Origin of the sequence: Dysgonomonas sp. 521, assembly GCF_010501055.1 — a bacterium.
In the GTDB taxonomy this organism is placed as follows: Bacteria; Bacteroidota; Bacteroidia; order Bacteroidales; family Dysgonomonadaceae; genus Dysgonomonas.
The window spans coordinates 58,264-71,222 of sequence record NZ_QVMO01000021.1 but is presented as its reverse complement, the minus strand read 5'-3'; the positions used below and the strand labels follow the sequence as shown (position 1 = coordinate 71,222).

Sequence of the window (12,959 nt, the reverse complement as noted above, 5' to 3'; positions counted from 1 at the left end):
TCAATGCTAACGAAATAAGACTTATGGGTAAACTAGCTAAAAAACACAATTTTATGATTGTCAAAACGGATATAATTTAAATGACGTCATTGGTAACGGAGTGAAACATCTCGTATCTAGTAGGTCGAGATTCTTCGTTGCACTCAGAATGACAAAGAGAGTAGCAATTTGATAGAGATGTTTTACTTTTGACACACCCTCCTGGGACAGGCCGAAAAACAGGCCTCTGTAGGAGGCAAATAGCAAAATTAATCCCATTCGCCTCCTACGGAGACGGTCTCTCCTATCTGCTTTTTGCCACGGGTTTTACCCGTGGTTATCCATATTAGCCCACTTCGTGGGCTTAGAGTTTCGAGCCTTGATCCGCGTTGTTTATATAATGCAGTGTTGCTTTAGGCTTTGACAGGGATGGTGCGACCGATTCATCCGATGTGCCCCACGACATATCCGGATTACTACCCAATACAAAAAGGAACTATCGATATTGGAAAATTAAGTTAAATCGTTATCCATTCAGATTTTCCAAAGCTTAACGTGATAAAATATTTCATATGGTTAAGATTATTACATTATATTTATTATTTTTGCTACCATGACTGCGAATATAATTTTAGATTTGGATATTTGGGTCATGTTTATTCATCTGTCATACTGAAAACATATATACTGTAACAAAGCTTACAAAACTATACAGAGAAAGGTTATGTTGGAATGATGATGGTCGTATAAAATGTCTTTATACTTTTTTATTATTACCCGAAATTGACTATTATTTCAACGAATGAGTAAATCAAATTGGCTGAAAAAATTAATATTTGTAGATGAAGGTTCCGAAAAAAGAGAGGAGCCTGTCAAGCAGCCTGAAAAAACTTCAAATGTACGTAAACAAGCTTCGTCAACGCCACCTCCGTTGCCAGGTTCTCATGTGTCTAATATGTCGGCAACGACCGTTTTGTCCGAGATAGCCATTACCCAGCCTTTAGATCCTTCGCAAATAATAGGAAAGGCCGATCAACAATTGCAGGACAAGTTATGTAACGATGTGCTGGGAAAGCAAATGGCCGATGGTATTGATTATGTCAAGTTTAAAAAGTCGGTAGATTCATTGAAAAATATTCAGCCGGACGAGGCACTCCGTTTCAATACGGCATATCTGACACTGAAAGCGACTTTTCCTTCACTAACGGTGGAAAGCCTTAGCCAAACCATCAATCAGTATGTCGATTTAATGGAGCAGGAACGGAAAAAAGGACTGGATGAGTTGAATAATCTGCGGAAGCAAAATATAGAAAAGAAAGAAGTAGATATAAATAAGGCGATTGGCAACATAGAAAAAATGAAAGCGGAAATACAAAAGCTGACAACTTTTGTGACAGAAGCCAACGCAGAAATCGTAGAGAAGAAAAATGACTATGCTTTACGCGAAGCCAACTTTAACGCTACGGTTGATAAAATTGTCAATCAGCTTAAGGGAGACAAAGTGAAAATAGAAACGATAATTAAAACAAACTAAAATGCTACAATTAGACGGAAATCAGGCTCCAAAAAAGAAATTATGGGAGCAGCCCGGAGGGAAGTTGGGTGTCGTCATCTTAGCTGGGCTGGGTGTCGGATTCCTTATTTTTTTATATAGAATATTACCGTATCTGATTACGCTTGCCGAAAATACGTTATACTTTGGTATTTTGCTGTTAATCATAGGTCTGATCATATTTTTACTTTTCGATAAAAAGTTCAGGCGTGTTTTAAGTGTCGGATATTTCATCCTGATGCGTAAGATTACATCTCTGTTCGTTAATCTGGATCCTATTGCGATCATTGAGCGCCGTCTGGGAATGATGGAGAATTCAATCATAAAGATGAACCAAAGCATGGGGCGCCTGTTAGGCCAGATACGAAAACTTGAAGGCTCTATAGATGCGAAGAAAGAAGAGATGGAAAAATTACTTCAGCGTGCACAGGTTTACCGTGCTAAAGGCAACCGGGATGCGGCCGTAATAGATGAACGGCAGATTGCACGTTTGGAAAAATATATCAATAAGTTGCTAGGGCTCCTCAACGATTCGAAACGTTGGTACGAATCGTTGGACAAACTGAGCCAAATGGCCAAGTTGACCGTTCTGGATACCCGAAACGAGGTAAATATGCAGAAAGAAGAGTACGAAATGGCAAAAAGTCAGCATAAACTTTTCAAATCGGTAATGTCTGTTATGGAAGGCGATCCGGACGAACTGGCTTTGTTTAACGAAGCATTGGAAGCCATGCGTACTGATATTGAAATGAAACTTGGCGAAATGGAACGGGTTATCAGCAGTACCGGAGGCCTGATAGACCAATTCGAAGCAGATAACGAAGTGGCATCCTTCAAGGGGAGTGAACTGATAGATAAGTACAATGAATTGGGCATCGAAGGTATCTTCAAAACATTTGAGAGCAATGTGAAGATAAACGATAATAATAAGACCGTTTATCTGGCTCGGAATGAATATAAGAGTATAGAGAGTAAAAAAATGTCGCAGGGGACTGACGATGTAAAATATTTTGACAATTAAAAATAATAACTGAAATAATATAAGAATATGGGTAGTGTAAGACCTTGGGTTAAAGTCGCTTTAACTATATTAGCCGTAGCAGTAATTGCAGGTGGAATTATTTATTTACGCGATAGCGGAATCATGAGTGGTAGCTCCGACTCGGGGAAAAAAGGCGGAGGCTTATTCGGAAATAAAATGCCTACATATACAGTTGGAGTAAATACCTATGCCGGATTTACACCTATTATCTGGCTTAATGGCGGGCTAAAACCGAATGAAGAATCTGTAATAGCAAAAGAATACGGAGTCATGCTCAATATTGTGATACAGGATGATTTCATAGCCGGACGCAACGGTTTGAAAAAAGGAGAAGTGGATATGATATATTGTACTGCCGACGCCTTGCCTACGGAGATGTCCGAAAGCGGGGATATGACGGACGTGCGCCATTTTATGTTGCTGAACTGGTCTCGCGGAGCCGATGCTATTGTAGTAAACCGCTTTATAAATACAGTTGCCGACCTGAAAGGAAAAAAAGTAGCTGTAGCGGAAGGAACAGCGGCACATACACTGTTGATAAATACACTGGAAACAAATGAGATAAATCCGGATGAGATTACTTTGGTAAAGGTAGAAAACGGAATAGAAGCAGCACAGATGTTCAAAGCTATGCAGGTAGACGCCTGTGTAACATGGTCTCCGGATGATATTGACTGTGTGGAAGCGGTGAAGGGGGCTAAAGTCCTGATAAGTACAAAACAAGCGACAAATATCATTTGTGACGGGCTGATTGCCAAAGAAGAATTTTTGGATAAAAATCAGGCGGATGTAGCAAAGATAGTAAGCGCTATACTTTATGCAAACGCTAAGATGAACGATGATCCGGCAGCCGTAAGAGAAGCTGCAACATATTTTGCCAAAGGATTTGGTACAGATGAGGCTTTCTGTATCGAAGGCGTCAAGAATATCCGTTTTGCAACATTGGGAGATGAACTGAACTTCTACGGATTGAATACAAGCTACACCGGAGTTAAAGGCGATGACCTTTACAGCAAGATGGCGCGTGTATACGAATCGTTGAGATTGACTAAAAAACCGATGCCTTGGAGACGTGTTTCTTATCCTAAGATTGTTGAAACACTGGAGCAGGCAGGTAATGTAAAAGGTAATCAGGCAGCCGAAGCCGGTGCTACATTTACTAAAGCGACTGCTGAGGTAGAGCATAAAGAAGCTATTTCAAATAAAAAGCTGACGATAAACTTCGGTGTTAACCAGTCCATTCTTTCAAATGATGCAAAGTCGTTGATCGACCAGGAATTTGTGTCTATCGCCAAGCAATTTAGCGGAGCCCGTATCCGTGTTGAAGGTAATACTGACAATACAGGTAACTACAATTCGAATGTTGCGTTGTCGAAACAGCGTGCCCAGTCGGTAGTAGACTATCTGGTAAGAGAGTATCAGTTCGACCGCAACCGTTTTATCGTGGTGGGCAACGGCCCGAAACACGCAGTGGCTAATAACATAGTAGGATCTGATGTAAATTATAGAACCACAGATTTTCAACTTGTTACAGATTGATAAAGGCTTATTCCGATCATGAATATAAAAGAATTATTTAAAATGGGTGGAAGTGTAGATAAACTCACTTCCACCGTTATTGCGTTAATCGGGTTGGTTATATTGCTGGCTCTCTGGTATTTTCTGACGCTTACGGGAGATATTATTCCTAGTAAAATACTGCCGAACCCGCTGGCAGTAGTTAAATCTTATGGCGAATTGTTTACAGACTATGATTTAGCCGGAAATACATGGTATTCGGTACAACTGAACATCTTGGGTTACGTTACGGCTATTATATTGGCTTTGCCTCTCGGTTTTATCATAGGGATGTTTCCTATAGCGAAGAGTTTGTTCAGCCAGTATATCGATGCCATACGCTTTTTGCCGTTAACGGCTATTACAGGTATATTCATCGCATGGTTCGGTATCGGATTCGATATGAAAGTATATTTCCTGTCCTTTGGTATCCTCATCTATTTGCTGCCAATCATTGTTCAGCGTATAAATGAACTTCAAAATCCATCGAATAGTAAGGATTATGTCTATTTGCAGACGATACAGACACTGGGCGCAACCAACTGGCAAAAATTCCGCCATGTTTACTTCCCTTACGTGACAGAGAAAATATCGGAAGATATACGTGTGATAACAGCTATTTCGTGGACATATATTATTGTAGCCGAACTGTTGAATAAAGAAGGAGGAATAGGAGCGATGATTTATACATTAGGGCGTCAGTCAAGGACACCCGAAGTATTCGCGTTGTTGTTCTTAATCATATTTATCGGCTTTACACAAGACCGTTTATTTAAATATCTGGATATTCTGTTATTCCCATCCAAGTATAATAAAGAAAGCTTATTGAAGAGCCTGTTCTTTAAATCAGAAACGTCTAAATAATCAGTGAAAATGGAAGATAGAAATTCAATATCCGATATATTTAATCATACTCCGGAGGAGGAATCCCATAAGGAAAAAATCCAAACGGAATCCGTTGTAGAAGCGGCATCGGTGTTCGCATCCACGTCTGAGGGTGAACTCACACCAAGAAAGGACGGCCGTTATGAAGACGTTGATGTTATAAACCTTCAGAATATCAGACAGGTTTACCCCGGAAAGAAATCAGATTTTGTCTTGTTTGAAAATCTGAATATAGATATAAAAGACTTTGCAGGGCATGGGCAGTTTATATCTATTCTGGGCGAATCCGGTTGTGGAAAGTCGACAGTACTGCGGTACATATCGGGACTGCAACAGCCTACAAGTGGCAAGATAATGATATATGGAAAAGAGAAAACGGAAAAAGATACTATCCCTATGGTCTTTCAGCAATACTCGTCTTTTCCGTGGATGTCTGTCCTCGATAATATAGCCTTACCCCTGAAAATGAGAGGGGTTTCTAAAGATGAGTGTTACGAGAAAGCCAATCAGATGTTGAAGACTGTGGGCCTGGAAGGGCACGGCCAGAAATGGGCAAAATACCCTTTGCTTTCAGGAGGTCAACTTCAACGTGTCGCTATTGCGCGCAGCCTGATCGCTTCTCCCCAAATATTGTTGATGGACGAGCCTTTTGGTGCGTTGGATATAGCTACAAGGTCGAGTATGCAGCATATATTGCTCGATATATATAATAATGCGGATCTTGACCCTACTGTCATATTTGTAACGCATGATATAAGTGAGGCTGTACTATTAAGTAACCGTATCTATATAATGGCTGCTAATCCGGGCAGGGTGCATACCGTTGTTGACATCGATTTGCCACTGGTGCGCGACACGTCTTTGAAAAAGTCGGAAAAGCTGAATGATTATGTGAATTATATCGATGGAATCATGACTCAAATAGCCGGAGAAGAATAGCTCGGTAAAATGAAAGAATCAGTTAAACGGATAAAAGATTCGCTGGAATATGCTTTATCTATAGCCTTGGTCTTATGGATAATACACATTGTCCAATGGCTCTTTCATTTAAATCTGGCATCGCTGGGTGTTTATCCCCGTTCGTTAGACGGGGCGTTAGGCATCGTTACGTCACCGTTTATACATGGCGATTTCCAGCATCTTATAGCCAATACAGTTCCGTTTATCGTCCTTACGGCTCTGACCTTCTTTTTCTACAAGAAGAAGGCTGTGGTTATCTATTTGCTAATCTGGTTTACGTCGGGTCTGCTGACATGGATTATCGGACGTTCGGCATGGCATATCGGAGCCAGTTCTGTTATTTATGGACTGGCATCTTTTCTCATATTCGGGGGACTATTCAGTAAGAACTTTAAGCTTATCGCCGTATCTGTTATTGTCCTTTTGTTATATTCAGGTTTGGTATGGGGTATCTTTCCAGGCGATGGAGGCGTATCGTGGGAAGGGCATCTGTCCGGGGCTATATCCGGTCTTATCTGGGCTTATTCTTTCCGGAAAAGCCTGGAACGTATCTGAAAGACAGAACCGGAGTTAACAGCCCTTGTACTATACCTCTATTTCCAGCCCATCATAGGATAAATAGACATTCTCAGGCAATCCGGCCTGTACTTCCTTATGCAACCCTATGCGATGAGACATGTGTATGAAATAGGTTCTTCTGGGCGCTATTTTACGTACTTCTTCCAAGGCCTCTTGCAGGTTGAGGTGTGATATGTGCTCCTCTGGTCTTAGAGCGCTGATAACCAATGTGTCCAGATTCTTTAATTTATTGTATTCCTCTTCCGGTATATGTTTCACATCGGTCAGGTAAGCAAAGTCATTGATGCGGTAGCCCAGTATAGGAAGCATATAATGCATTACACTGATCGGCTGTATATCTATTCCTTCTATATCGAATGTTGAGCCGGCATTTACTTCATGCAGGTTGAATGAAGGGACTCCCGGATATTTGTTGTCTCTAAATGAATATGGCATCCTTACCTTTAAGGCATTCAATGTAATGCTATTGGCGTATATATCCACATCGTTGAACATGCAGAAAGGACGCAGATCATCTAATCCTCCTACATGGTCGTAATGCTCATGGGTGAGCAACACGCCATCTAGCGGGGAGAATGCCTCATCCATAATTTGCTGCCTGAAATCAGGGCCACAATCGATGAGGATCCTTTTAGTATCTATATTCAATAAGACAGACGCCCGCAAGCGTCTGTCTTTTATATCGTTTGAGGTACATACCTCACATTTGCAACCAATCTCAGGGACTCCTGTTGATGTTCCTGTTCCCAAGAACTTTACTTTCATTCTAATCAAATATCTTTTGTTTATACTACTTTCTCAGAATCCATAAATCCGTCAATGGAATTCCATATGTCTTTAGCAACTGAGCAGTAGTATATTGTCTGGTGTATTGACTTTCTATTGCTCTTATTTTTTCTGCTGCCTGATCTTCGGTATCATAGCTGCCGATGATAACATAATACAGACCGATGTCATTTCGTACTACATATAATGTTTCTTTATTCCTGAACGCCTTTTGTAGTCGCTCAACACCTTCATATTTTGATAGGGCGGCAATAATAACATTATATCTCCTGAGCTTAGCCTTATCATCAGCATTAAGATAAGAAACACCTTCTGTCCTTATCAGTTTTCTGTCTGCGTCAAGCAGGTGAGCAAAAAAGTCAGGTGTTTTTTTTCCTCCTGTTGCATCCTGTGCTTGTGGCGTATTAAATGCAGAGACTGCCGTACTGGCCGGTTGCGTTGTTGGCGAAGCTGGCGAACCGGTTGTTGCAGCAGCACTCGCTTTCTTCTGACAATCAGGACAATTCTTGTTTGCCTGATCAACCATTGCCTGCCTGCGTTTTGCAGCTTCTACATAAACATCTCCGTTAGCGTATTCCGAATCATCATAATTTACCTTATAATGCTCGTACTTGGATTTAACCTGAGCCATATAAGCTGATTCTGCAGAATAGTTAATCCCTCTTGCATCGCTTCCCTGCGGCATTCCGTCGCTCCATTTCGTATCTGAATGAACCAGAACGTTTTCTTTCTTCATCTGACTATTAGCATTACGATAAAAATCAGCAAGAGCTTGGTCATGGGATTTACATGATGACGCAATGATAACAATAGTAAGTAGTAAAGTTGTGTATACGATCTTCATATGTCCTTTATAAGTATATTTGTTTTAAAGTACTCTACAAAGATATAAAAAAAGAAGACTATATGGTATCCTGAGTGTTAAAAATAAGGATGATTTGTCTGCGTGCCAGTGGTGTTTTTGCTTATATTTGAAAAACATAGTGGAACTGCATCCTATATGTGGCAGGTAAAGTAAAAGGAGAATCCTGAGATTCCCCTTTCTTGTATTTTAGTATTCTCTTTGCAATATCCACCAGTCATCGAACGGGATACCATATTTGCTTCTTAGTGTCGATGCATCTCCGAGTGAACGATATCTTCCTAATATCTCGTTTTTCTTAGCTACAGCCTGTTCTCTAGAATCATAGCTGGCGATAATAACACGGTACATACCCTGATCGTTACGAGCGAGAATGACATTGTAGCCTTCATTACCAAATCTTTCCTTTAATGATTCTGCTCCGGGCTTCATAGCCATTGCCGCGATTACAACGCTATAGGCTTTTAATTCGTTAGCATCGCTTTCGTATACAGGGGTTACTTTTTCCTTTCTTACAGATTCCGCCGAACTGGTGTAAGTCGGAGTTGTTTCCGGTATTGAAACTGGAGTTGAATAAGTCGTATTTTCTGCCATCTCTCTTTCTTTAGCAGCTTCGTATACCGATTTGTACGCACTTTGTTTAGGCTTACATGATCCGAACGCTATAACAAATGCTAGAGCTAATCCGATTCCGATTAATTTTTTATTCATATCATTTTTTATTATGTTAGATTCAGCATTTAACGCAAAAATAATATATTACTATTTATAATAACGATCTTTTGTGTCAAATAGTTTGAATTTCACTTTAATTAATAAATTCAAAACCGGTATAAGGCACCAATGCTTTTGGTATACGGATGCCTTCCGCTGTCTGATTGTTTTCTAGTATTGCAGCTACAATGCGCGGTAATGCTAATGCGCTACCATTCAGAGTATGAGTCAGTTGTATTTTCTTGTCTGAATCGCGATAACGGCATTTCAAACGATTTGCCTGATAACTTTCGAAATTAGAGACAGAACTTACTTCCAGCCAACGTTTCTGGGCAGCAGAGAAGACTTCGAAGTCGAAGGTCAGGGCTGAAGTGAAACTCATATCTCCGCCACAAAGACGAAGGATACGCCAAGGCAGTTCCAGCTGTTCTACTAATGTCTGCACATACGCAACCATCTCTTTCAGAGATTCGTAAGAATGTTCCGGCCTGTCGATACGTACGATTTCTACTTTATCGAATTGATGCAGGCGGTTTAGTCCGCGGACATCTTTTCCGTAAGAACCTGCTTCGCGGCGGAAACACGCAGAATATGCGGTGTTTTTTATCGGGAGTTCCTTTTCTTCGAGGATAACATCACGGTAAATATTCGTTACAGGTATTTCGGCTGTAGGTATCAGGTACAAGTCGTCTACTGTGGCATGATACATTTGTCCTTCTTTATCGGGTAAATTCCCTGTGCCATATCCTGAGGTAGCATTGACCACATAGGGTGGTTGTATCTCCAGATAGCCAGCCTCTCTGGCCTTGTCCAGAAAGAAGTTTATCAAGGCGCGTTGCAAACGGGCTCCCTTACCTTTGTAGACCGGGAATCCGGCGCCGGATATTTTTACTCCCAGTTCAAAGTCTATCAGGTCATATTTTTTAGCAAGTTCCCAGTGCGGAAGCGCGTCTTCTCCTAAATCCGGCACTGTCCCCCCTGTTTTTTCAACTACATTATCCTCTGCTGCTCTTCCTTCGGGAACCTCGTCAGCCGGCAAGTTCGGTATCTGTACAAGCAGTTCGTGCAACTCCATTTCCGATTGTTTCAGGGCTTCTTCAAGGATTTTGTTCTGCCCTTTCATCTCAGCCACCTTATTTTTCGCCGCTTCGGCTTCGGCCTTATTTCCTTGCTGCATCAACTGGCCTATATGTTTTGATAGCGTATTCGATTCTGCAAGGCTGGCATCAAGGGTGGTTTGAGTCTTTTTTCTGGTCTGGTCTATATCCAGCACCTTCCCGATTATTTCCTTCCCGTCGAAATGCTTTTTAGCTAATTTCTTTATGACTAATTCAGGATTTTCACTAATTGCTTTCAGTGTTAACATTATATCCGTTTTTTTATTTTAGTTACAAAGTTATAAATATTTTAAGTTTGTTGCTCATTCGGGTCTTCATTTTTCTTTTTCGTTCGTAAATAGATGGTATTGGAACGTCCAGAATAAGAACAAAAAAGTGACATTGTTGTATTTTATAGCTATTGTATATTAATCGTTTATAGATAAAAAGTGACAAAAGCAACGCTGCATTATATAAACAACGCGGATCAAGGCTCGAAACTCTAAGTCCGCGAGGTGGGCTAATATGGATAACCACGGGTAAAGGTCGTGGTTATCCATCTTCAGTCCCTTCGGGACACAATGCAGTTTCAATTATCAAAACCCCACTTTAAGCCTGCCGGAACGAAATCCGACAGGCTTTTTCTATATCTGAAAAGTGACACTCGCTATTTCTGCATCCTGTTATTTTTCAGTAGTTTATGAAGAAAAAGTGACAAAAGTGACAACTTTTTATACCTTTTCAGTTGTTACTTTTTTGTTGTTCTGATCATGTCAAAGACCTATATTATGAGATAAATATTTATTTAAAAGATGCAGTTTTTTAGAACGGCACATATACTAAGTAAGCGATAATGATTAATGCGAATCAAGGGTTAAAAAGCACAGTAACTTATTGTCCCGAAGGGACTGAAGGTGGATAACCACGGGTAAAACCCGTGGCAGGAACTGACAGAAGAATATGTCTCCGTAGGAGGCAAATAGCAAAAACAAATGTCATTCGCCTCCTACGGAGACGGTCTATTTCTACCTGCTTTTGCCACGGGCTTTACCCGTGGTTATCCATATTAGCCCACTTCGTGGACTTAGAACCCTGACTGCAAAACAGAAGATTGATTTATAATAGTATACTGCAAGCCAAAGCAACCCTTGATTCGCATGATTGATGGTACATTAGTTGATAATGTCAGTAGGGGCAGATTATGATACTGTATATTAATATGACAAAAGCCTCCATTCTAAGATGAAGGCTTTTAACCAAATATATCGATATGTTGTCACACTTACTCTTTTACACTATAATCGAACCAATCGAAATACGCCTTCGCTTTACTGTCTTTCCCGTTCGAAGATGTGTATAATCCTATCATAACACCAGTGAAACCTCCGGCTACTTCTGTGCTCAGGTAGCGGGTATCCAACCTGCCCAGTTCGCTATATTGGTCACTATCAGGTTCGGCACAGTAAAAACTGTATTGTGACGGGTTTCCTTCTACCTTTAGCTTTAACTTATTGCCATTTACTTGCTTCTCTCCGGCAATGTATGAAAGTGAACCCACTTTTACACGTAATTGTACAGTATATTGTCCTCCTGATTTTTTCAATAATAAATCATAATGATGTGAATTATTCTGTATCAAAGTTATTCCTGCTTCTTCATTTTCGGACAAAGAGTCAAACTCCAGAAGAGTTGCAGCTGTGAAATCATGCTGTGTTTGCCTTCTCAATATAGAAGATACCGATTCGGCCTCATCCAGCGTATAAGGTGACGCACTGATTCTCATCCATCCTTTTCTTTCCGTCAGGGAGTAGTTCTCCCGGATAGGATTGCGTAGGTATTGCCACTCAAATCCAAGCTTTTCTTCGTTGAATTCAGTGCGTACAGGAGCTTTTGGGAATGGATGCAGAGGGAGAGTAGGCACTTCCATATTCAGAGAAACAGTGCCGTTGCCGTTCACTTGTGGCCAGCCGCCTTTCGGCCAGTCTACAGGAGCAAGGAATGTTTCGCGTCCCAGTACGTGGTAATATGCCCACTGGTGCGTTACCCTGAATCCGAGGAAGACCATCCACCACGAACCATCTTTAGCCTGTACCAGATCGGCATGTCCAACACCCTGTATCTGGTTTGCTTGTCCTCTGCGATTAGCGTGTGTCAATATAGGATTAAGAGGACACGATTCGTATGGCCCGAAGAGGCTGGTACTACGTCCTATTGTAGCGCTGTGCATATATTCCGTGCCACCTTCGCCCAGCAGAAGGTAATAGAAGCCATCTTTTTTGTAAATATGCGGTGCTTCGGGGAAACGTCCTCCGATACCACCCCAAACAAGATGTTCTGGACTTAATACTTTTCCTGTTTTAATATCTATCTCAGTTACACGGATTCCTTCATTCCCTTGAGTCACAAAATAGGTTTTACCGTCTTCGTCCCAGAAAATTTCAGGGTCGATACTGTCTATGGCTACCCAGATAGGTTCGCTCCAAGGTCCTGCCGGGTCGGTTGCCGTACAGTAGAAATTACCTCCGGCCGATACGTTGGTACAAATGACATAGAATACTCCTTCATGGTAGCGTAACGAAGGGGCAAACAAGCCTCCCGAAGCATTCACCTTTTGCAATGGAAGCTGTGAGTCCCGTGTAAGGCAGTGTCCTATCTGTTCCCAGTTTACAAGGTCTTTACTATGGTAGATTGGCAACCCCGGAAAATACTCGAAAGAGGAAGTAACTAAATAATAATCGTCTCCAACCCTGCAAATACTCGGGTCGGGGTTAAATCCCGGAATAATAGGATTTCTGTATCCTGTTTGGGCAAATGCCTGAAAGGAAAATAACGTTATTAGGCAAAGGGCTAGTAATGCTTTTAAATTGTTTCTCATGTTTATTTTGTTTTATGTTTATTGTCAGTTGTTTTAAAAAAGTGGCAGCTTATGACAAAAAATTATATTCT

At 41.0% G+C, this 12,959-nt stretch carries 11 protein-coding genes; 6 read left to right on the top strand and 5 right to left on the bottom strand.

What is annotated here, in order from left to right; all coding sequences use genetic code 11:
* Positions 1 to 781 precede the first annotated feature (781 nt).
* From D0T84_RS08305 to D0T84_RS08280, 6 genes are read left to right on the top strand one after another with little or no spacing between them, the layout of a single operon-like run.
* Positions 782 to 1,513, top strand: coding sequence for a coiled-coil domain-containing protein 22 (locus D0T84_RS08305; RefSeq protein WP_163307418.1), 732 nt, complete (start codon positions 782 to 784; stop codon positions 1,511 to 1,513).
* 1 nt (position 1,514) lies between these two features.
* Complete coding sequence (locus D0T84_RS08300) at positions 1,515 to 2,552, top strand: PspA/IM30 family protein (RefSeq protein WP_163307417.1); 1,038 nt, start codon at positions 1,515 to 1,517, stop codon at positions 2,550 to 2,552.
* 27 nt (positions 2,553 to 2,579) lie between these two features.
* Positions 2,580 to 4,112 (top strand): phosphate ABC transporter substrate-binding/OmpA family protein, encoded by a 1,533-nt coding sequence (locus D0T84_RS08295; protein WP_163307416.1) that lies wholly within the window; start codon positions 2,580 to 2,582, stop codon positions 4,110 to 4,112.
* Between the two features lie 18 nt (positions 4,113 to 4,130).
* Positions 4,131 to 4,994 carry an ABC transporter permease gene (locus D0T84_RS08290; RefSeq protein ID WP_163307415.1) on the top strand — a complete coding sequence of 288 codons (864 nt, stop codon included), beginning with the start codon at positions 4,131 to 4,133 and terminating at the stop codon, positions 4,992 to 4,994.
* Positions 4,995 to 5,003: 9 nt separating this feature from the next.
* Positions 5,004 to 5,954, top strand: a complete 951-nt coding sequence (locus tag D0T84_RS08285; protein WP_163307414.1) for an ABC transporter ATP-binding protein — start codon at positions 5,004 to 5,006, stop codon at positions 5,952 to 5,954.
* Positions 5,955 to 5,963: 9 nt separating this feature from the next.
* Entirely contained in the window at positions 5,964 to 6,530 is a 567-nt protein-coding gene (locus D0T84_RS08280; protein WP_163307413.1) for a rhomboid family intramembrane serine protease, read from the top strand.
* Positions 6,531 to 6,560: 30 nt separating this feature from the next.
* On the opposite strand, the gene D0T84_RS08275 is transcribed toward D0T84_RS08280, so the two are convergent.
* The 5 genes from D0T84_RS08275 to D0T84_RS08255 form a co-directional block, all read right to left on the bottom strand.
* Positions 6,561 to 7,319: an MBL fold metallo-hydrolase gene (locus D0T84_RS08275; RefSeq protein WP_163307412.1), complete on the bottom strand. Its 759-nt coding sequence runs from the start codon at positions 7,317 to 7,319 to the stop codon at positions 6,561 to 6,563.
* Positions 7,320 to 7,344: 25 nt separating this feature from the next.
* Positions 7,345 to 8,076: an SPOR domain-containing protein gene (locus D0T84_RS08270; protein WP_255495265.1), complete on the bottom strand. Its 732-nt coding sequence runs from the start codon at positions 8,074 to 8,076 to the stop codon at positions 7,345 to 7,347.
* 315 nt (positions 8,077 to 8,391) lie between these two features.
* Positions 8,392 to 8,913, bottom strand: a complete 522-nt coding sequence (locus tag D0T84_RS08265; RefSeq protein WP_163307410.1) for an SPOR domain-containing protein — start codon at positions 8,911 to 8,913, stop codon at positions 8,392 to 8,394.
* Positions 8,914 to 9,010: 97 nt separating this feature from the next.
* Positions 9,011 to 10,282 carry a serine--tRNA ligase gene (serS, locus tag D0T84_RS08260; RefSeq protein ID WP_163307409.1) on the bottom strand — a complete coding sequence of 424 codons (1,272 nt, stop codon included), beginning with the start codon at positions 10,280 to 10,282 and terminating at the stop codon, positions 9,011 to 9,013.
* Between the two features lie 1,013 nt (positions 10,283 to 11,295).
* Positions 11,296 to 12,888 carry a glycoside hydrolase family 43 protein gene (locus D0T84_RS08255; protein WP_163307408.1) on the bottom strand — a complete coding sequence of 531 codons (1,593 nt, stop codon included), beginning with the start codon at positions 12,886 to 12,888 and terminating at the stop codon, positions 11,296 to 11,298.
* Positions 12,889 to 12,959: the final 71 nt, after the last annotated feature.